This window comes from Leifsonia sp. TF02-11, assembly GCF_017565305.1.
Taxonomy (GTDB): domain Bacteria; phylum Actinomycetota; class Actinomycetes; order Actinomycetales; family Microbacteriaceae; genus Leifsonia.
The window spans coordinates 14,347-35,078 of the sequence record NZ_JAGEKP010000032.1; the positions used below are offsets into that span (position 1 = coordinate 14,347).

Consider the following 20,732-nt stretch of genomic DNA (forward strand, 5'->3'; position numbering starts at 1 on the left):
GTCAGCCGCGCCCCTGCACGGCGTACGGGTTGAGCAGCGCTTCCTTGATTTCCTCCGGCACGCCCTCCTCGGTGGCGCTCGGCCCGTCGGCGGCCGGGAACGACTCGGTCATCGACATCGGCATGGCGCCGTTGCGATAGAAGTTGTTCGACCCGAGCGAGGGCTTCCAGGTGTTGGGCTGCCAGTCGGGCACATAGTTCCGGTACCCGCCCGTGTTCAGCTCGATGCGGAGCGTCGAGGGCTCGCGGTAGTAGAGGAAGGTCTGCTCGCCGATGCCGTGGATGGAGGGGCCGTACTCGATCGGCACGCCGTTCTCCATCAGCACGTCGGCCGCGATGAGGAGCTCCTCGTACGTGTCGACCCAGAACGCGTAGTGGTTGACGCGCCCGGCGCGCGTGGAGCCGTCGAGCACGACGCCGAGGTCGTGCGACTTCTCGTTGGTGGTGAGCACCGAGAAGATCGAGATCGGCGCCTCGTCGAGCACGGTGCGCGCCATGATGCGGAAGCCGAGCACGTCGTTGTACCAGGCGGCGAACCCGTCGACGTCGCTGGTCGCGATCGTGACGTGGTCGAGCTGGCGCGGGGCGCCGGCGACCTTGCTGCGCTTCTCGGGGCGGTCCGGGTAGATCGACGCGACGTGACCGGGAGCCTGGTGGCGTGTGACATCCCAGTGCAGCGTCATCGAGTGACCCCACGGGCCGGTGAAACGGTAGGCGCGGCCGATGGCCGGCACGTCGTCGAGCCACTCGCCCTCGACACCGGCGGCCTCGACGCGCTTGGCGGCCTCCTCGAGGGCCTCCTCGCTCGACGTGCGCCACGCCATGGTCGCGAGCGTCGGCTCCGGGCCGGGTGAGACGACGACCGAGTACGCGTAATAGTCGCCCCAGCAGCGGAGGTACACCGAGCCGTCGATGCGGTCGACGACCGTCAGCCCGACCTGTTCCTCGTAGAACTTCACGGACGCCTCGACATCGGGGGACGTGATCTCCACATAGGACAAGTGGGAGAGAAGCTTGATCATCCTTGATCCTTTCCAGACGGGCGGAAGGTGAGTGCCCGGTCTCTACTTTCGAGCGCACGGCCGCATCAGGGAACCGCGTATCGGCTATGCCGGGGATCAATGAGACTGATTTCCTAGGTCGACATCGGCGCTTCTTTGGTCGCAGTGCGGCCCAAGAAACGGATTCTGGGGCGCAAGTGGCACCCTGTTCACGCACTTGCAGGGTGAGGTTGTGTCAGAATCAAGCATGGCCAGGGACTCCGCACTCCGTTTCGGCGCGCAGACCGACGAGGTGATGAGCCTCCTGCGCGTGGTCAACCTCGTCCGCACCGGAGAGGCCGACACCCGGCCCGAGATCGGCCGGCTGACCGGCCTGGGCCGCGGCGTCGTGGCGCAGCGTGTCGATGCGGCGATCGAGATGGGCTTCCTGGAGGACGGCGAGTACGGTCCGTCCTCCGGCGGCCGCGCACCGCGGACGCTCCGCTTCCGCGCGGACCAGGGCCGGATCGTGATCTGTGCGCTCGGCGCCCTCCACATCCGCGTCGGCCTGGCCTCGCTCGACGGCACGGTGCTCGCGGAGGCGCACTGCGCGTGGGACATCGGCCGCGGGCCCGCCGAGACGATCGACACGGCCCTCGGAATGATCGACGAGCTCCTCGCCGCGGGCGAGGAGCGCCCGGTCTGGGCGGTCGCCGTCGGAGTTCCCGGCCCCGTGGACTTCGAGACGGGCTCGCCGGTCGCGCCGCCCATCATGCCCGGCTGGAACGGATTCGACGTGCGCCGCCGCTTCGAGCAGCGCTTCGACGCGCCGGTCTGGGTCGACAACGACGTCAACCTGCTGGCGCTCACCGAACGCAGCCACCGCCGCGACGACAACGTCGACCTGATCTACTGCAAGGTCGGCAGCGGCATCGGCGCCGGCCTCGTCTCGCACGGCCGCATCCACCGCGGGGCGAACGGCGCCGCCGGCGACATCGGTCACGTGCGCGTGCGCGACTCCACCGCTGTCTGCCGCTGCGGCAAGGTGGGCTGCCTGGAGGCCGAGGCGTCCGGCTGGGCGATCATGCGGGACGCCGAGCGCGCGCTCGCGGAAGGCGCGACCGGGATCCTCGCCGGCCTCGTCGAGCGCGGAGAGCCGATCACCCCGGAGGCCGTGGCGATCGCAGCCCAGGACGGCGATGCCCTCGCGATCTCGCTGGTCCAGCGCTCGGCCCGACTGATCGGCGAGTCGATCGCGGCGCTCGTCAACATGTTCAATCCGGGTGTGATCGTGGTCGGCGGGGCGGTCTCGTCGGCCGGGGAGATCTTCCTCGCCGAGGTGCGCCAGCGCGTCTACGAGCTGTCCCTGCCGCTGGCCACCCGCGACCTCTCGATCGTGCGCTCCATCGGCGACGAACGGGAGCCGTTGCGCGGCGGCGCAGAGCTCGCGATCGAGGAGCTGTTCGACGTGACGTTCCCGCGCTGGTTCGCAGACGGTCGGCCGACGATCGAGGGGATCAAAGGCCCGGCGGCGGCCTAACGTCATCCCACCCCCGCGATTCGTCACGAATCTCGAGATTCGTGGCACGAATGTCGGGATTCGTGACGAATCTCTTCTTCTGGTTTTCGGCGTAAGCATGTAGCTTACCGGCATAAGCGGACGAAGGGGCGCCATGGGCCTGCCGATACTGGGTGACGACGCCCTGACCTCGACCACCGACGGGTTCACCGTGCGGGTGAGCCTGCCGTGGATCCGGTCGCTGCCGTTGTCGAGCGTGTCGGCGGTGCGGCTCCACCTCGACGGGGAGGAGTGCGCCGTCGAGGTGCCCGACGACGACGGCTGGTGGTTCGTACAGGACCGCCTGCCGCTGTGCGGCCGTCGCCCGCTCGCGCCGGGCGCCCACACCGTGGCGGTGGCGTTCCGGCTGCTCATCCCCTACCTGCCTGGCGGCCCGGACGGACCGCTGACGCTCGACTTCGCGGCCGAGCGGCGTTTGGAGGTCGTTCACGACACTCCGTGGACCCTCGCGGCGAGCGCCTTCAACTGGACACCGGAGGTCATCCGCGCCGAGCGCGCGGCGACCGACATCGCGGTCGGCATCGTCGCCTCCGGGGCGGCATCGGTGATCGAGCTCGAACCGGGACAGCTGTGGAGATCGTTTCCGTCGACACCGACAGAGGAGGCCGCAGCACTGCGCGACCGGATCAGCGCGGCGGGCGGACGGGTCGGCATCGTCGGCGCGAGCCTCGACGAGTGGCTGAGCCCGACGCGGAGGCGCGACGACGACGAGCGGTTCGCGTTCCTTCTCCCCCAGCTGCAGACCGCCCACGATCTCGGTGCGGAGGGCGTGCGGCTGCCGATCGGGCAGGCAGGCGCGGCACTGCTCGGGAGGCTGCAGCCCGTGCTGCACGAGCTCGACCTGACCCTCTACGAGGAGCTGCAGGGGCAGCAGACGCCGGACTCCCCTCCCGTCGCCCGCGCGATCGACGACATCGCCGCCCTCGCTGACACCCGCGTACGGCTGCTCGTGGATACCAGCATGCTGATGCCGGCGCTCCCCGTCACCTACCTCGCGGCGCTCGCTCCGAACATCCCGAAGGACCTCCTCGATCGGCTGACCGACGCCTGGCTGGAGCCGGTCACGCTCGACGCCGTCGTGGCCCACCTCCGGTCGGGCGCGGTGCCTCCCGCCGCACACGCCCTCTACATGGACCTGCTGGTTCGCTTCGGCCGCTCGTCGGTCGACGCGCTCCGCGGCGTCCTCCCGCTGGTGGGCGCGTTCCACCTCAAGTTCTGGGACCTCGACGACGCCGACGGGCGGGTCTCGCAGCCGCTGCGCGACCTCGGCGCACTCCTGCGAGAGGCCGCTCTCGGCTTCGCCGGCACGCTCTGCAGCGAATGGGGAGGCCACGAGTGGCTCGACGCGGACCCCACGGACCTGACCCGCGCCCACCTCGCCCTCGCGCGCGCCTCCCTGTAGAACCCTCGAGGGGGCGGCCCCCGGCGCTCAGCGCTCGTGGTTGTAGTACGGCCAGGGGAGGAAGCGGCGCTCGCCCCTGCGGTCGGGCCCGGTCAGGGTCACCTCGCCGGTGGCGGCCCACTCGACACCGCGCGGGAACATCCGGATGAACTCGATGCGGCGGAAGGTGTCGATGTCGTGGCCGATCGTGATGGTGAACGAGCGGCCGGCCCCGTACTCGTTGATCCACGCGATCGGCTGGTCGGTGTTCATGCCGGGAAGGAAGGCGATACCCTCCTCCGGGATCGCCACCGGGTAGTGCGACATCGGCCAGATCGGCGCCTTCTCGTACGACTCCAGGTCGTCGTAGGTGGTGAGCAGCACCTGCGCGCCGTCGAGGATCTCGACGCCGGTCAGGATGTCGTCCCCGGTGACGGTCCAGCGTGCGCTGATGCCGTCCGTGATCGGGTGGCGCGGCTCGACGGTGTCGAGCTGCGCCTCGCCCCACGGACGCGGCCGCAGGCCTCCCGCGACGGTCAGCCGCGATCCGCGCAGGGTGTTGTACTCGTCCGGGTAGCCCCAGTCGTCCTCCTGGGCGGCCGACCCGTGGAACCAGACGATGCCCTTGCCGTCGTGGTGCACGAACTTCAGCAGCGCGGCGTCGGTCTCCGGCCCGAACCCGACCGCCTTCTCGTGGTAGCCGTCGCGACCCTCGAAGACGACGATCACCACGTCGTACTTGTCGATGATCGCCGCGCCCAGCCCGCGCGGGTCCTCCACGACCCGCACCCGGTAGCGCCCGGTGTCCTCCAGCAGCTGCGTGAGCCAGACATTGTGCTGGCGGAAGCTGCGGTGCTCGTTGTCGTGCTCGCGGGTCATGTGCCCGGAGAGGATGAGCACATCGATGGCATCGGTCATGGAATTCTCCGTCCTGGTTCGAGGATGCTGTCGTCGATCTCCGCCACGCTCGTGGCACCGGTGATCGCCATCCCCTCGGCCAGCTCCGCTCGAAGGATGCTCAGCACCCGCTCCACTCCGGCGGCGGCGCCGACGGTGAGCCCCCACAGAGCCGGACGACCGACGAGCACGGCTCTCGCGCCGAGGCCGAGCGCCCGCAGGACGTCGAATCCGGAGCGGATGCCACTGTCGGCATACACCTCGATCTCGTCACCCACGGCGTCGATGACGGCGGGGAGCGCCTGCGCCACGGGCTGCGAGGACCGCAGCCCCTGCCCGGCATGGTTGGACACGATGACGCCGGCGGCGCCGTGGTCTCGGGCGAGGATCGCGTCCTCGGGCCGGATGACCCCCTTCAGCAGGAGGGGCAGGTCGGACAGTCCTTTCAACCACTCCACATCCGCCCACGAGGCGGTCGGGTCGGGGAACGTCGCGCCGAACGGCTTGTCGCGATAGTCCCGGACGACATACATCGTGTGGGCGTCATCCCGCCACTGCTGCTCCAGGGCGCGCATGGCCTCCCGCATCGGGCGCGGAAAGGACGGCATCACGGGGAGGTCCACTGTCAGGCAGAGAGCCGAAGCGCCGGCGGCGACGGCGCGCTCGACCACGTCGCGCACGACACTGCGGTCCCGGAAGCAGTACAGCTGCTGCCAGTATCGCCCGGCCGCCACCGCCCCGACCTCTTCCGGGGTCCGCGCGCCTGTCATGCTCAGTGTGGTGATGGTCCCGGCTGCAACCGCGCCCCGCGCGGTGGCGACCTCCCCCTCCGGCTGGACGAACGTGGAGCCCACGAACGGTGCCGTGATGATCGGCAGGGAGATGCGTTCGCCGAGCACGGTGACCGACGTGTCGACGTCACCGACATCGGTGAGTGCACGGGGCCGGAGACGGATGCTGCTCCAGGCGGCGATGTCGTCGTGCAGCGTCCGCTCCATGCCCGCGTTGTTGACGAACTCCCGGTACGCTTCGGGCATCACGCGCTCCGCAGCGACCCGGAACTCCTCCACGTCCCAGAGGTCCGCGAGGTCGACCATCTCGGCCCGTGTCACCGTGGCTCCAGCCCGGCGGCCCGGTAGATGTCGTCGACCGTGCGCATCGTGCCCGCGCCGCGCTCGGCGTCGAGGATGCTGGAGGATCCGTCGCCGAGAACGGCGACGAGGTGTTCCAGCTGACGCGCGTAGCTGTTCTCCCCGTCGACGGCGCTCTCCTCCACGAGGATGTCGTCGCCCGCGCTGACGCGGAGCTTCGCTCCCCACTGCGGCACGATGACGCTCGTGGCCTCCAGGTGGGCAGCCGAGCCGGCGATGCGCAGCGACATGGCGCCCTCGTCGTCGCCGAGGAACGAAGCGCGGACGTCGGCCCGCGCTCCCGACGGCAGCCGCAGTACCGCGTCGGTCTGCAGGTCGATCCGCTGGTCGCCGTCGTAGAGCACCGCGGTGGCCTGCTCGACCACCGGCTCCCCCCACGCGGCGCGAAGGAGGTCGACCGCGTAGCAACCCACATCCATCACCGCCCCGCCGCCCAGGTCTCCGTCGAGCCGGATGTTTCCCGGCTTGACGACGAAGTGCGGGATGCTGAAGTCGATGTGGACGCTCTGGATGTCGCCGAGCACGCCCGATGCGATGACATCGAGCAGCTGTCGCGTGAACGAGTGGAGCCGGTAGTGGAAGCCGACGAAAGCACGCCGGCCCGTCGCCTGGGCGGTTTCGCCGATCAGGGCGGCGGTCGTGCCGTTGACCGACAGTGGCTTCTCGCACAAGACGTGCTTCCCGGCGTTCAGCGCGCGGACCGCCCACTCGGCGTGGGTGATCGGCGGCAGCGCCAGGTACACGAGGTCGATGTCGGGGTCGGACAGGATCGTCTCGTAGTCGCCGTGCTTCGGCAGGTGCAGTCGCTCGGCGAACGCTCTCGCGCGTTCCGGATCGCGCGCCCCGATGGCGACGACGCTCGCCCCCGCCACGTCGCGCGACGGTTCCACCATCGCCCGCTCCGCGATACCACCGGCACCCAGGATGCCGATCCTCAGCTCCGACGGCACGATGTCAGTCCTGTTTCGTCGAGAAGGCGGCGTCGAAGGACGCGTCGGGCGGGGTGATGGCGTTGAGCTCGCGCACGAAGGCGATGGCCTCCGGGGCGCCATGGAGGCGGTCCATGCCGGCGTCCTCCCACTCCACGGACGTCGGGCCGGTGTAGCCGATGAAGTTGAGCGCGCGGAAGATCGGTTCCCACGGCACCTCGCCGTGCGCAGTGGACACGAACGTCCAGCCACGGCGCGGGTTCGCCCACGGCAGGTGCGAGCCGAGCACCCCGTTGCGGCCGTCGAGGTTGGTGATCGACTCCTTCACGTGCACGTGGAAGATATGGTCGGCGAAGTCGAGCACGAACGCCACCGGGTCCAGCTGCTGCCACATGAAGTGCGACGGGTCGAAGTTGATGCCGAAGCTCTTCCGGTGGCCGATCGCCTCCAGCGCGGCCTTCGCCGTCCAGTAGTCGTAGGCGATCTCGGAGGGGTGCACCTCCAACGCGAACCGCACACCGACCTCCTCGAACACGTCGAGGATCGGATGGAAGCGATCGGCGAAGTCCTGGTAGCCGGCGGCGATCCACGCATCGGAGGCCGGTGGGAACATCGCCACGGCCTTCCAGATCGAGGAGCCGGTGAAGCCCGTGACGGTCGTCACGCCGAGCGCCGCGGCCATCCGGGCGGTGAGCTTCAGCTCCTCGGCAGCGCGCTGCCGCACGCCTTCCGGGTCGCCGTCGCCCCAGACCCGGTCGTTCAGGATGTCGCGGTGCCGCTCGTCGATCGGGTCGTCGCAGACGGCCTGGCCGGCGAGGTGGTTGGAGATCGTCCACACGCGCAGGCCGTTGCGCTCCAGGATGTCCTTCCGCGACTGCACATAGTCGGCGTCGTCCCACCGCGAGACGTCGAGGTGGTCGCCCCAGCAGGCGATCTCGAGGCCGTCGTAGCCCCACTCGCCGGCGAGCCGGGCCACCTCCTCGAACGGGAGATCGGCCCACTGGCCGGTGAACAAGGTGATCGGTCTGGTCATGTTCGTCCTCCTACACGCGCGCGGGTTCTGCGGCCTCGACAGCGACCCACGCCGAGTCGTTCGCCGAGCTGGCCTCCACCGCGGCGAGCACACGTTGCACCGCGAGGCCGTCGGCGAAGGTGGGGTCGAGCTCGGTGCCGTGGGCGATCGCCGTGACGAAGTCGACGACCTGGTGCGAGAAGCCGTGCTCGTAGCCGAGCATGTGGCCAGGAGGCCACCACGCCGAGACGTACGGATGCTCGGGCTCGGTGACCAGGATCGTCGTGAACCCCTGCAGTTCGGCGGGCGCGTTGCGGTCGTAGTACCGCAGTTCGTTGAGGCGTTCGAGGTCGAACGCCAGCGCTCCCTGAGAGCCGGAGACCTCGATGGTGAGGGCGTTCTTGCGCCCGGTGGCGAAGCGCGTGGCCTCGAACGACACCAGTGCGCCGTTGCCGAGCCGTCCGGTGAAGATCGCGGCGTCGTCGACCGTCACGTCGCCGAGCTCTCCGGTGGAGCTGCCGGCGAACCCGGAACGCTCGCCGAGCACGGGCCGTTGCGCGACGATCGTCTCGACCGTCCCGGAGACCCGGGTCACCGGGCTCCCTGTCACGAACTGCGTCAGGTCGACGATGTGCGCGCCGATGTCGCCCAGGGCTCCCGAACCGGCGTGCTCCTTCTGGAGCCGCCAGCCGAGCGGCACGGACGGGTCGACGAGCCAGTCCTGCCGATACGCCCCGCGCACCTGCCGCACCTCGCCGATCGTCCCGCGGGAGATCAGGTCCTGCAGCAGGGAGACGGCCGGGACGCGCCGGTAGGTGAAGCCCACCATCGCGCGCACCCCCTTCTCGGCGGCACGCTCGGCAGCCGCCGCCATCGCCTCGGCCTCCTCGACCGAGTTGGCGAGCGGCTTCTCGCAGAGCACGTGCTTACCGGCCTCCAGCGCCGCGATCGCGATCTCGGCGTGCGAGTCGCCCGGCGTCACGATGTCGACCAGGTCGATGTCGTCGCGGGCGATCACCTCGCGCCAGTCGGTGGCGTGCTCGGCCCAGCCCCACTGGGCGGCGGCCTTCGCCACCGCCTCCTCGTTCCGTCCGACGATCACGGCCAGCTCGACCGAGTCAGGGAGGTCGAAGACGCGGGGAGCCTGCCGCCAGCCCACCGAGTGCGCAGCGCCCATGAACCCGTAGCCGATCAGGGCCACACGCAGCGTCATGCCAGCACCAGCTCGCGCTCGACGGGCACCCGGTTGGTCACGTACCGGCCGGGGCCGCCGTCGACACCCGGCATGATCTGCATGTAGAGCAGGCGCATGGTGAGGACGACCTCCACGGTGAGTCTCTCGCCCGCCGCAGGCGCGTGGCCCAGCGGGATCACGACGTCCGGGCGGTCGGCGACGAACCACAGGGTCTCGGACTGCTCCGGCAGCTCCTCGATCCGGTAGCTGCGGCCGTTCAGCTCGAAGCGGAGGTCGTCGCGCGGGATCTCCACGCCGTTCACGGTCGCCGCGACGTCGTCGACCGCCGAGAGCCACAGGCTCCGGTACCAGGGGAGCTGGATCGAGACCGCGATGCCGTCGTCGGTACGCCGCACGTCCTTCTCCGAGAACAGCGAGTTGTGCGTTGCCATGAGCGTCTCCTACTTGAACGTGTCGGTGAAGGTGTCGTGCGCGACCGGGGGCACCGGCTCGAGCGACTGCACCGTGTTCGGGCTGTACGGGTGGTTCTCACTCGGGACCGGCTCGTCCGCCGGCGGCATGAACACCGGCTTGCCGTCGTCGCCGAAGTACATGAGGTCGAGGTCGAAGGCCCCCTGGTTCTTCTCGCCGAAGCTGACCCAGTTCTCCTCGAACGGCGCCCGGGCGAGCTCGTAGCAGCGGAACTTCCAGATCTTCCACTCGCCGTCCTGGCGCAGGAAGTCGATGGCGTACTTGCACCAGACCCAGTGCGCCCAGACCTTTTTGCCCTGCACCGGTTCGGGCGAGTACATGTCCGGGAAGGCCTTGGCCACCTCCGGGTCGGTCAGGCCCGACTCGGTGCCGGCCATCAGCCAGACACCCTTCGCGGTCTTTCCGTCTCCGGCGACCTCGATGACCGGCGTGGTCGTGGCGTGGAGGATGAGCTTGCCCTCGGGCGACGGACGGCCCCGGTGGTAGCGCGTGACGCTCTCCCAGGTCGTGTACTGCCCGGCGTTCGTGTAGCGGGCGCGGATCCCCTCCGTGCCCTCCTTCACCCAGAGCGGGATGATCTGCTCGTCCTCGAAGGCGTTGTGCAGATACATGTAGCGGCTGAACAGGTTCTCGATCTCGCCGCGGTCGGCGGCGCGACGGGCGAGGCCCTGTGCGGCGGCGACCTCCTCGCGCAGGCGCGCGATTTCGGCGACGAGCTCCGAGACGGTCGTCTCGCCGATGGCGTTCGATACAGCGGTTTCCGACATGGCTGATGTGCTCCTTCGCGATCAGGCCGGGACGCCGGCGACGGCGTCTTCGATGGTGCGCCGCATGAGCGCGTGCTGCTTCTTCACGAGGTCGATCGGGTCGGCCTCCCCGAGGTCCTGGAAGGCGTGGCCCTCCCACTCGCTGGAGAGGTACCCGCGGTAGCCGCCCTGGACGAGCTGGCGCACGATGCGCGGGATGTCCATCGCGGGTTCCTGACCCTCGGCGTCGATGTCATAGAACTTGGCATGCACGTGGAAGATCTGCGGCATGATGTCCAGCCACTCCTCCGGCGGCACCAGCCCGTGCATGTTGAACGCCAGCCGCGTGAACGGGCCGAAGCCGACCGGGTCGACGCCTTCGCCGGTGAGGTAGTCCTCGAACTTCTGGTTGCGCACGTGCATAGGCGTCGGCTCGTGCCAGATCTCGTCCATGACCGGGAAGTGCTTCTCGTCCATCCCCATCTTCGCCAGTTGCGCGAGCAGCGTCGGCGACAGGCTGTGCATGGTCGAGGAGAAGTCGGCGGTGAACCCGAGCCGGTCACTGCCGAGCTCGTCGTAGAGCTCGCGGATGCCGAGCACCTTGGGGTCGTTGGGACCCTGCGGCGCGTGGATCTCGTAGCCGAGCCGCTGGTCGTACTTCTCGGCGAGCGGCAGGAGGCTGCGCAGCAGTTCCCGGCCGGCCGAACGGATGACGACCCGTTTGAAGCCGAGGGTGTGCGCCGTCTCGAGTTGCCTGGCGAGGAAGTCGTGCTCTTCGTCCGGTGTCATGTCGCGGTCTTTGCGGCGCCCCATGTCGAGGTTCGTGCCGACGGCGCTCGGCTGGAGGCCGTACTTCTCGAGGGTGTCGAACCAGAGCTTCACGAACGCGGCGTCGACATCCGGGTAGGTGCGCAGCAACTGGGCGATGTTGAACTCGACGCCCGGGCCGATGCCGTTCTCGGCGACGGCCGCGATCAGGGTCTCCGGCGTGTAGAGGCCGGCCGCGAACTCGCTCGTCATCGAGTAGAGCGTCGTGCCCAGCTCGATTCCGGTGCCGGCGATGCCGGCTCCGATGGTGTCCTCCGCGCTCATGCGCTCACTCCTTCCGTGCTCGGCAGCCACTGCGCCAGCTGGCGGCGGGCCTCCGCGGCGTCTGTGACCATCCGGCTCCCCGTGTTCTGAGCGGCCGAACGCTGCACGGCCTGCTCGTCGCGGATGATCTCGAAGGGCGACTGCCAGTAGTTCCAGTGCCAGCCCTCGTATTCGCTGGAGATCGCCCCGTTGTAGCCGTTGCGCACCAGCAGCGCGATGAGGTCGCGCACCGGCACCGAGGGCTCCTCGTGGTTCTCGTCGATGCCGAAGAACTTGCCGTGCACGTGCTTGATCCACGGCATGATCTCGAGCCAGTCGTCCACCCGCGCCGGGCCGAACAGGCCGGTGCCGTTGATGGCGAAGTCGATGCCGAGATCGGGCCGGCCGTTCTGCGCGGCCAGGCCGATGAACCGGCCGAAGCGCTGACCGTGGTCGGCCTGGTCGGCGGGAGGCCCGGCCTCGTAGAACTCGTTCCAGAGGTCGACGACCTGGCCGAGCAGCTCGTCGGTGGCGCCGCGGCGGCGGTACGCCTCGATCAGTGAGGGCGCGAACCCGGCGGTGGTGGCGCCCCAGTCGGCGGTGAAGCCGAGGAACGGCGACCCGACCTCCTCGTAGCGGTCCCGCAGCGCGAGGATGCGCGGGTGCGACGCGTATTGGTCGGCGTGCACCTCCAGGGCCAGCGTCACGCCGTACTGCTCGGCGATCGGAGCGAGCGCGGCCATCGAGTCGGGTGTGATCGAGATCTGCACGCGCGCGATCGGGAACCCGAGCTTCGCAGCCGCCTCGATCTGGCGACGCATGTATTCGATGAGCTCGTCCTGGTTCAGGAGCCGGTCGCGGTGGATGCCGATGTCGGCGTTGATCGCCAGCGACGTGGTGACGAGGCCGAGCTCGTCGATCAGCTCGCGAAACCTCCCGGCGAACCGGTCGTCGATCGCGGGGAAGCCGCGGAAGCTGGAGAAGCCGATGATCTCGAGCCCTGGTCCGTAGCCGTCGGCGGCGACCTTGCGGATCAGTCCTTCGAGGTCGTACTCGCGGCCGTGGAACGCCCGGGTGAAGCTGTAGAGGGTCACGCCCTGGATCGGGGATCCGAGACGCGTGGTCGAGTCGCTCATGCCGCCACCGCCTTCATGGTCTTGCTGTCGTGCTCCTCGATGTGGAGCACCTCGTCGTCGCCGATGATGATGTACGGGATGTAGACCGTGAGGTCGACGGACACCTCGTGCTCGCCGTCCGCGGCGACCGGGATCTCGCCCGAGAGCACGGCGGAGTCGAGCGGGAACCACCACTCCTCGGTGTCGTCCTTCATCTCTGCGAAGGTGCGCTCGCGGCCGTTGAGCTCCCAGCGGAGCGTCTCGGCCGGAGCGGGCACGCCGTCCACGGACAGCGTGGCGCCTGCGATGCAGGACGCCGGGAGTGCACGGTACCAAGGGATGCGCACGTCCACCGCGGCACGCGTGCCGGTGGTCCTGAGCGTTCCCTGCTCGATGATGCGATCGGGGATCACGAGTCCTCCTTGACTACTTTTTCCGTGTTTCTACACACTAATGTTGGTTTGCTGCATAAGCAAGGATCCGGCGCCTGTCAGTTCGCGCGCGATGCGGCGAGCGCCCTTCACGGCCAGCGCGACGGAGGTCAGCGTCGGGTTGCACGCCGTCGCCGTCGGGATGACGCCGTTGCCGGCGACGAAGACGCCCGGCGCCTCCCACACCTCGCTGTCCGGGCTGCACACGCTGCGGCCGTCGTCGGTCTCCCCCATCCGCACGCTGCCCTGGTAGTGCAGGGAGGCGCCGAGCGGCATGGTGAACGGCCGGTCGCCGATCGGGTCGCCGACCGCTTTCGCCAGCTCGACGATCTCGGCCTGCGCACGCTCGACCACCGCGCGGTCGCGGTCGGTGAGCGTGTAGTGGATGCGCATGGCGGGCATCCCGTACCAGTCGAGCTCGTCGTCGGCGAACGCCACCCGGTCGTCCCACTGCAGGTCCTTGGCGCAGAACAGGCCGAGCCCGACGATCGAGCCGGGCACGACCGGATCGTCGTCCGCGAGCGGGATCGGCGAGGCGTCGAGCTGCATGACCTGACCGTGGAACGGCACCGCGTCGGTGAACGGCACCCAGCTCACGCCGCTGCGCTCGCTGATCGCGCCGTCGATGATCTCGTCGGCGCCGACGCTGCCGCCGGTCGCACCCTCCGCTCCGCGCTCGGCGGCCGCGACCTCCGCGGCATCGCGGATGCGGGTGGCGTACACGACCTGCGTCTGATCGTTGAGCATGCGGCCCAGCGCAGTCGGACGGATGCCGGACGCCCAGAGCACTTGCGGCGTGCGCAGGGCGTCCGCGGCGACCACGACGAAGCGCGCACGCACGGTGTGGAGATCGCCCGTGCGCCGGTCGCGCACCTCCACGCCGACGGCGCGGCCGTCAGCGAGCAGCACCCGGGTGACCAGCGACTCGTCGTACAGCGTGAAGTGCGCGTTGGCGCGGGTCTCGTCGCCGAACACCACGTCGGAGCCCGACCAGACCAGCCGGCCGTCGTCCCGGCGGTGCACCGCAAGGGGCATCCGCTGCACGCGCCGGGCGGCGGGCCGCCCGTCGTCCACCGCGGCGGCGAGCCGATCGCGGACGAGCGCCGTGAACGGCGCCCCGTCGAAGGCGTCGGTCGTGACGCCGAGCAGCCGATCGGCCTCGTCGAGGAGGTCGTCCAGGTCGGGCAGGAACGCGATGCGCTCGCTGTCGCCCGGCCGCGGGCAGGCGCCGGTCCAGTGCGCGCCCATCCCGCCGACGTTGCTGGAGAACGCGGCGACGGGCATGCCGTCCTCCCCCGGCTCCTGGTAGCCCTCGTCGAGGAGGTAGGTGCCGGGGCGTCCGCGGCGCAGGCCGGCGGTCACGGCACCCGGCGAACTCACGGTCTCGGAGCCGGCGCCCGGCCCCTCCGAGCGCTCCTGGGCGTCGGCGCGCGCGATGGGGTCCTCGATGTTCTTGACGTGGGCTCCCGGCGGGCTCGACACCGTCGGGCCGACCTCGAACAGCGCGATCGTCGAGCCGGGCGCCTCCTCGCTGAGGATGCGCGCGTAGGCGGCGCCCGTCGGGCCGCTACCCACGATGACGACGTCGACCACCTCGGGATACCGGCTCATGCTGCGGCCGCCAGCTCGCGGATGAGCGCGACCGAGGCCGCCGACTCCTGCGTCGGGTAGTACTCGAGCCCGATCGGCCCGTCGTAGCCGGAGGCCCGCAGCATGCCGAGGCGGCCCGCCCAGTCGAGCTCGCCGGAGCCCGGTTCGCCGCGGCCGGGGGCGTCGGCGAGCTGCACGTAGGCGATCAGGCCGCCCGCGTTTGCCAGCTCCGCGGCCATGTCCTCGCCTTCGACGGCCGAGTGGTAGATGTCGTAGAGCACGCCGAAGAACGGGGAGTCGACGCCGCGCGCGACGTAGACGGCCTCTGCCGTGCGATCGAGCAGCGAACCGGGGTGGTCGACGCGCACGTTGACCGGCTCCAACGCGAGCGTGATGCCCGAACCGTCGATCTGCGCGATCGCCTTCTGATAGATCTCGACGAGCTTGTCGAGCTGCACCTGCCGCTTCCAGCCTCCGAAGCCCGTGCCGCTGCCGACTACGATGCGCGGGCAGCCGAGGTCCTGCGCGATGGCGACGCCCTCGTCGAGCTTGCGGTAGAACTCCGAGTGGTCCCACGGCGGGATCATGAACTGGGTGCGCGGCTCCGAGAGCTGGGCGGTGAGCTTCGTGCCGGTCTCCTCCAGCGCGGCCTTCAGTGCAGGGAGGTCCTTCGGCGTCGCGGGGGCGTCGATGCCGGTCGGTCCCCACATCTCGACGGCACCGAAGCCGGCCGCTGCGGCGGCACGGACGCGATCGTGGTAGTCGCCGGCCTCGGTGAAGAGCAACTCGATGTTGGGTGCGAGCTCGTACATGGGTTCTCCTGTTCAGAACATCGGATGGTCGTGGGCGGCATGCACGGGGACCTGCTGCAGCACGTCCCAGTGCTCGACGATCCGGCCGCTCTCGAATCGGTAGATGTCCGCGACCGCGGCGTCGGCGGCGCCGGGTCGCGAAGCCTTGACGTGCACCATCGCGTGGTCGCCGTCGACGAGGATCCGCTGGATCGCGAACCGTGCGTCCGGGCTGCCGTCGAACTTCGGCGTCAACGCCTCCACCGCGGCGGCGGCGCCGTCGGCGATGTTCGGGTTGTGCTGCCGGTAGTCGTCGGCGACGAGGGCGGCGAAGGCGTCGGCGACGCGCTTCTGCGTGTAGAAGAGGTCGCAGAAGTGCTCGAACGCAGCGCGGTTGTCGCTCATGACGACTCCGTCCGAGACAGCGTCACGGGCCCGAGCAGCCCGCTCGGCTCCTGCTGCGCGAACGCCGAGAAGAAGTCGGGCTGGGCCTTGGCGAGGGTGTTGGTCACGTCGATCTCGAGCGTGTTGCTCCCGGCCAGCACCCCCGCCGGAATCTCGAAGACGTAGGGAGGCGCGATGCGGGTGCCGAGGTCGACGCCGTTCAGGCGCACGCCGGCGATCTCGAAGACCTGGCCGAGATCGAGGACGTGCGAGGCAGCCTCCGCCTCCGTCTCCGTCTCCGTCTCGAACGACGCCGTGTATCGCGCCGTGCCGCTGAACCGCGGCAGGAGGTCGGGGTCGCTGAGCGGGCGGAGACCGGTGAGCTCGCCCCAGTCCGAGAACACGGCCTCCCCTGCCGTCGCGACGGACACCGACCACGTCGGCGCCAGCACTTCCGCGGAGTCGCGCGCGGACGCCGATCGGACCGGCAGCCCCTCCCACGCCGACGGCCCGCCGACGATCAGCACCAGCGATTCACCCGGGCCGAGATCGAGGACGACGGAGGTCGACCCGTCGTCGGCCATCCCGGGAACCGCGGTCAGCGCGCCGGTCATGGCGTCGTACGCGACGACCTCGCCCTGCCGCGGAAGCAGCGCCGTCGCACGGACGGCCTCCTGCACCGACTCGTTCACGAGCATCAGCACATCCGCGTCGCCCAGATCGCGGCGCAGCACCCGCAGCGACGCCGCCGGGCGGTCGAGCCGCACCGCGCGGTCCGTCATCGCGGAGACCGCATCGACCAGCCGCCTCTGCGACACCTGACGGAACCGCACCCGGAGGGCGTTCGCATCGCCGCCGGAAGCAGCCACCTCCGGAACCGAACCCACGAACACGACGGGAACCCCCGCGTCGTCGAGCCGCAGCAGCTCTCGCGCAACGTGCGCGGGAAGGAAGGCGCTGCCCGGCACGATGAGCGCGTCGTAGGTCTCGCCGCCGAGCGACAGCCGCGACGCGTCCGCACCGGCAGCGGGGAGGGCATCGGCCGGCACGATGTCGGCGTCGAGCTGCGCCTCCATCAGCAGCCGAAGCGGCCGCTCGGACGGCATCGCGTCGCCGAGCCATTCGGCCTCCGCGTGGTAGAGCACGGCGAACGGGGCGACATGCGCGCCGCCCTGCAGCAGGTGGCTCAGCCGATTCGTGTAGGCGCTCAGCAGGCGCTGATGCGGGTACTGCGGGTTGTTGCCGCGCGCGTAGAAGTGCGGAGGGCAGTCCGGGTCGGGGAACGGCGCGGGCGAGAAAGCGTGCGGCACGATGTGCGTGACGCCCCGCACGAGGAGGTGGTTCGTCAGCCAGGTGAACAGCCGCAGCCCCGCGTACCAGCCGTACGCGCCGATCGTCTCGCACATCGCCCTGCCCTGTTTCAGGGGATCGAGGTGCGCGGCGGACGACGCCAGCTTGGCAAGCCCGAAGTGGAAGAACTCGCCGTCGGCGGCCCCGCTGAGGTTGCCGAACGGTCCTCGCGAGAAGCCGGGCACGACCTGGCCGCCGATGATGTCCACGCCCGCCATGTCCTGGCCGGCCATCGCGCGGAAGTAGTGCCCGGCGCCCGGGCCGAGCCGTGCGTGGGAGCCGTTGTCCTCGATGACGTGCCCGATGTGCTCGACACCGTGCGCGCGGCACCAGTCGCCGAGCCGGCGTCCGAAGTTCTCGGAGTACAACTGCGAGACCGTGTCCATGTAGGCGTAGCGCAGCTCGCGCTCGCGTCCGCCGGCCGGCATCCACAGCAGCGGCAGCAGTGGGGTCGCGTCACGGCCGAGACGCTCGGACAGGCGCGCGGCGACCGCGTCGTTCCACGGCAGCGGCACCGCCTTGCCGAGCCGCGAGTCGAAGTCGAAGGTGTCGGGGTCGTTGTAGAGCCCTGGCTCGTCGCTGAAGAACCCGCCGATCGTGGTCCCGAACTCGTCGGCGTAGCGCTCGTGGATGCGCTCGTAGACCGTGTCGATGAGCAGCCGCGTGGAGTCGGCGTTCAGGTAGTCGATGTGCCGCGCGTGCGGCTCGCTGCCGCCACCTTCGCCGACCGAGAGGAAGAAGACCCGCCACCAGCCGTCCGGGATGTCCCAGTGCAGCACGCCGTCGACGATGCGTTCGGTCAGGTCGACGGGGTCGCCGACGAGCTCGTCGGAGTCCTCGGCGCGCGGGTAGGCGAGCACGCGCAGCAGCGCGCCCGGCTGCTGCGCGGCCTCCGGACCCCAGAACTTCCGCCGCTCGACGATGAAGGAGGCGCCGCGTGCCGGACCGACGGCGTCGGTGTGCCGCTCGGTGAGGAAATGCCGGCGCAGCTCGGCCGGTGCCGCCTCCACGGCGCCGCCGGCGTGGCCCGTCGGGAAGATGTCGTCGTCGAAGAACCACACCGTGAGTCCGCGGCGGCGGGCGATCTCGAGCACGGCATCCACGTCGCGCCACCAGCCTTCGCCGAGGAACTCGGGGTGCGGTCGTGCCTCCAGGATGACGGCGCCGATCCAGGCGTCCGCGATGCGCTCCAGCTCCTCGCGCACGACCTCGACCGGTCCGCCCTTCTGCCAGAACAGGGGCATGATCGCGTTCGGGACGACGCCGGTCACCGCATCGCGCAAGCGTTCGAGGGTCATCGCTGCACCTCCCCGTCGAGCGGACGGTACTGGAAGCGCCGGAACACGACATCGCCGTCACCGGCGGCGAACAGCGCCGGCCGGAGGCTCTTGAGGTCGTTCAGCGTCGCCGAGTGGACGCCGGAGGTCTCGTACCGCACACCGTGGCGCACCCACGCCTCGCCAGGCCGCCGGTGCCAACCGGTCACGACGTGCCGGTTGTTCCGGAGACGCAGCTCGATGGAAGCACCCGGCTCGGCGGGCTCGCGCCAGTGCGTCCGGATACCGCCGGCGTAGCTCTGCATCGCCGAGCCGTCCCAGCCCATCCCGAAGAACATCCGGTCGTTGAAGTAGAGGAGCAGGCCCCCGAGCGCGGCGTCGCACACCTCCAGCACGACCTCGATCTCGTAGGCGTCGTCCATCGCCCACGTCGTGAGCGGCGACGAGTCCGCGGGCGATGTGCCCGCGCCGCGCACGGTGAGTCCGTCGTGGAAGCGCGTGCGGGAGCGCTCGTCGATTCCAGGGTTGTCGAAGGTCCAGCGTTCGCCCCACGCGGTGTTCGAGAAGTCGTCGGAGGGCGCAGGGACCGCGATCGGCGAGGAGGCGCCGGCCGGCTTCCGCAACGGCGCGCCCAGGTCGGCGGCCGACGCCACCGGCCAGCCGTCCTCCGTCCAGACGATCGGTTCGAGCAGCGCCTGCCGGCCGAGGGTGCGATAGCCGTTAGCGTAGCCGTGCGACACCATCCACCAGCTGCCGTCCGGCGCGTCCAGGATGGTCGCGTGGCCGCGCGACCACCAGGCCTCGTCCGCCGACCAGGTGCGAGCGATCGGGTTGCCCGGCGCGTTCTGCCACGGGCCGTGCACCGAGCGCGCCCGGGCGACGATGACCATATGGCCGGTCGCCGGCCCTCCGGTGCCGCCGACCGCACTGACCAGGTAGAACCAGTCGCCGCGCCGGAACAGCTTCGGCCCTTCCAGCGCGTACGCTTCGGTGATCCAGTCGTCGGGGTACCGCCAGCCGTCGTACACCTGCTCGAGCGCTGTGACAGCGTGGAGGCCGTCCGGGCTCAGCCGGCAGCGGCGGATGCCGTTGACGAACAGGTAGCGCTCGCCGTCCTCCCCCACGACGTGGCCCGGGTCGATCGCCCCGGTCACCCCCGTGAACACCGGCTCGCTCCACGGCCCCTCCGGGCTGTCGGCGTGGATCACCCAGATCTGCGGCTCGGTGATGGCCTCCGACCACGCGCTCGGGATGAACGGGATGTAGAGGTAGAAGCGTCCGTCGTGCTCGACGAAGTCCGGAGCGAACACCGTGCTGAGCGGCTCCGCGAGCGCGCAGGTCACGAAGGTCCAGTTGACGAGGTCGGGCGAGCGCCAGATCGCCAGCCCGGGCGACGCGTCGAACGACGAGTGCGTCAGATAATACAGCTCACCCACCCGCAGGACCGCAGGGTCTGGCCGGTCACCGGGCAGCACGGGGTTGAGGAAGGTCCCGTTCCCGAGGTCGGGGGCGGAACGGGCAGCGTCGGTCATCGGAGGTCAGCCCTTGAGCCCGCCGGCGTAGCCCTGGATGAACTTCTTCTGCGCGAAGGCGTAGAACGCGAGGATCGGGATCATCGAGACGATGACGACCGCGAAGATCAGGTTCCACTGCGACACCAGCGAGCCGACGTAGCTGTACATGACCACGGGCAGGGTCTGCCAGGCCGTACCGTTCAGGAAGATCAGCGAGGTGAAGAAGTCGTTCCAGACGATCAGCCCGGCGAGGATCGCCACCGTGCCGGTCGCCGGCGACATCAGCGGGAAGACGACCTTGCGGAACACCTGGTAGCGGTTCGCGCCGTCGATGATCGCGGCCTCCTCGTACTCGGGCGTCAGGTTGCGGAAGAAGTTCGCGTACAGGAAGACCGACAGCGGCAGCAGCATCCCCGTGTAGATGAGGATCATGCCCCACGGGTTGCCCACCAGGCCGACGTCGCGGGCGCCGATGTAGAGCGGCAGGGTGCCGAGCTGGGTCGGCAGGATGATCGCCACCAGGAACAGGTAGAACGAGCGGCGGCTCCACCTGCTGGTCGAGCGGGCGATGCCGTACGCGGCAACCGAACCGAGGCCGACCAGCAGCAGGATGCTGCCCGCCGTGATGATCACGCTCGACGCCAGGCCCGCCCAGATGTTGCCCGACGATGCGGAGGCCGGCGAGAGCAGCTGGATGAAGTTGTCGAAGGTCGGGCTCGTCGGGGGCGCGACCGCGGCGGAACTCAGGATGTCGGGCAGCGTCTTGAACGACCCGACGAGCAGGATCCAGAACGGGAGCAGCATGATCGCCGTCGCGATGAGCACGATGACCTCGATCGCGAGGGTCTTCTTGGTGTAGCGGAACACGG

General features: G+C 70.0%; 19 protein-coding genes. 2 read left to right on the forward strand and 17 right to left on the reverse strand.

Annotated features, from left to right (window positions below):
• Position 1: 1 nt before the first annotated feature.
• Positions 2–1,021 carry a VOC family protein gene (locus tag JNB50_RS24070; protein ID WP_208042626.1) on the reverse strand — a complete coding sequence of 340 codons (1,020 nt, stop codon included), beginning with the start codon at positions 1,019–1,021 and terminating at the stop codon, positions 2–4.
• 226 nt (positions 1,022–1,247) lie between these two features.
• On the opposite strand from JNB50_RS24070, the gene JNB50_RS24075 reads away from it, so the two are divergent.
• Complete coding sequence (locus JNB50_RS24075) at positions 1,248–2,519, forward strand: ROK family protein (protein WP_208042627.1); 1,272 nt, start codon at positions 1,248–1,250, stop codon at positions 2,517–2,519.
• 133 nt (positions 2,520–2,652) lie between these two features.
• Positions 2,653–3,960: a restriction endonuclease subunit R gene (locus tag JNB50_RS24080; RefSeq protein ID WP_243768928.1), complete on the forward strand. Its 1,308-nt coding sequence runs from the start codon at positions 2,653–2,655 to the stop codon at positions 3,958–3,960.
• Between the two features lie 27 nt (positions 3,961–3,987).
• On the opposite strand, the gene JNB50_RS24085 is transcribed toward JNB50_RS24080, so the two are convergent.
• From JNB50_RS24085 to JNB50_RS24160, 16 genes are read right to left on the reverse strand one after another with little or no spacing between them, the layout of a single operon-like run.
• Positions 3,988–4,857 carry a ThuA domain-containing protein gene (locus tag JNB50_RS24085; RefSeq protein ID WP_208042628.1) on the reverse strand — a complete coding sequence of 290 codons (870 nt, stop codon included), beginning with the start codon at positions 4,855–4,857 and terminating at the stop codon, positions 3,988–3,990.
• Entirely contained in the window at positions 4,854–5,948 is a 1,095-nt protein-coding gene (locus JNB50_RS24090; RefSeq protein ID WP_208042629.1) for an alpha-hydroxy acid oxidase, read from the reverse strand. The genes JNB50_RS24085 and JNB50_RS24090 overlap by 4 nt, the downstream gene beginning before the upstream one ends.
• Complete coding sequence (locus JNB50_RS24095) at positions 5,945–6,937, reverse strand: Gfo/Idh/MocA family oxidoreductase (protein ID WP_307794862.1); 993 nt, start codon at positions 6,935–6,937, stop codon at positions 5,945–5,947. Before JNB50_RS24095 ends, JNB50_RS24090 begins: the two co-directional genes overlap by 4 nt.
• Positions 6,938–6,941: 4 nt before the next feature.
• On the reverse strand, positions 6,942–7,949 hold the full coding sequence (locus JNB50_RS24100; protein ID WP_208042631.1) for a sugar phosphate isomerase/epimerase: 1,008 nt from the start codon (positions 7,947–7,949) through the stop codon (positions 6,942–6,944).
• A gap of 10 nt (positions 7,950–7,959) precedes the next feature.
• The gene (locus tag JNB50_RS24105) at positions 7,960–9,141 is read right to left on the reverse strand and encodes a Gfo/Idh/MocA family protein (RefSeq protein ID WP_208042632.1); all 1,182 of its coding nucleotides are present in this window, start codon (positions 9,139–9,141) and stop codon (positions 7,960–7,962) included.
• Positions 9,138–9,554, reverse strand: coding sequence for a DUF6379 domain-containing protein (locus tag JNB50_RS24110; RefSeq protein WP_208042633.1), 417 nt, complete (start codon positions 9,552–9,554; stop codon positions 9,138–9,140). Before JNB50_RS24110 ends, JNB50_RS24105 begins: the two co-directional genes overlap by 4 nt.
• Positions 9,555–9,563: 9 nt before the next feature.
• Positions 9,564–10,361, reverse strand: coding sequence for a nuclear transport factor 2 family protein (locus JNB50_RS24115; protein WP_208042634.1), 798 nt, complete (start codon positions 10,359–10,361; stop codon positions 9,564–9,566).
• Between the two features lie 21 nt (positions 10,362–10,382).
• Positions 10,383–11,414: a sugar phosphate isomerase/epimerase gene (locus JNB50_RS24120; protein WP_208042664.1), complete on the reverse strand. Its 1,032-nt coding sequence runs from the start codon at positions 11,412–11,414 to the stop codon at positions 10,383–10,385.
• 14 nt (positions 11,415–11,428) lie between these two features.
• A complete protein-coding gene (locus tag JNB50_RS24125) occupies positions 11,429–12,547 on the reverse strand; it encodes a sugar phosphate isomerase/epimerase (RefSeq protein WP_208042635.1) in 1,119 nt (372 codons plus the stop codon).
• Complete coding sequence (locus JNB50_RS24130; RefSeq protein ID WP_208042636.1) at positions 12,544–12,939, reverse strand: DUF6379 domain-containing protein; 396 nt, start codon at positions 12,937–12,939, stop codon at positions 12,544–12,546. Before JNB50_RS24130 ends, JNB50_RS24125 begins: the two co-directional genes overlap by 4 nt.
• Positions 12,940–12,969: 30 nt before the next feature.
• The gene (locus JNB50_RS24135; protein ID WP_208042637.1) at positions 12,970–14,568 is read right to left on the reverse strand and encodes a GMC oxidoreductase; all 1,599 of its coding nucleotides are present in this window, start codon (positions 14,566–14,568) and stop codon (positions 12,970–12,972) included.
• Entirely contained in the window at positions 14,565–15,359 is a 795-nt protein-coding gene (locus JNB50_RS24140) for a TIM barrel protein (RefSeq protein WP_208042638.1), read from the reverse strand. Before JNB50_RS24140 ends, JNB50_RS24135 begins: the two co-directional genes overlap by 4 nt.
• Positions 15,360–15,371: 12 nt before the next feature.
• A complete protein-coding gene (locus JNB50_RS24145) occupies positions 15,372–15,743 on the reverse strand; it encodes a nuclear transport factor 2 family protein (RefSeq protein ID WP_208042639.1) in 372 nt (123 codons plus the stop codon).
• Complete coding sequence (locus tag JNB50_RS24150) at positions 15,740–18,370, reverse strand: glycosylhydrolase-like jelly roll fold domain-containing protein (protein WP_208042640.1); 2,631 nt, start codon at positions 18,368–18,370, stop codon at positions 15,740–15,742. The genes JNB50_RS24145 and JNB50_RS24150 overlap by 4 nt, the downstream gene beginning before the upstream one ends.
• The gene (locus tag JNB50_RS24155) at positions 18,367–19,881 is read right to left on the reverse strand and encodes a family 43 glycosylhydrolase (RefSeq protein WP_208042641.1); all 1,515 of its coding nucleotides are present in this window, start codon (positions 19,879–19,881) and stop codon (positions 18,367–18,369) included. The genes JNB50_RS24150 and JNB50_RS24155 overlap by 4 nt, the downstream gene beginning before the upstream one ends.
• A gap of 6 nt (positions 19,882–19,887) precedes the next feature.
• On the reverse strand, positions 19,888–20,730 hold the full coding sequence (locus tag JNB50_RS24160; protein WP_208042642.1) for a carbohydrate ABC transporter permease: 843 nt from the start codon (positions 20,728–20,730) through the stop codon (positions 19,888–19,890).
• Between the last annotated feature and the right edge of the window lie 2 nt (positions 20,731–20,732).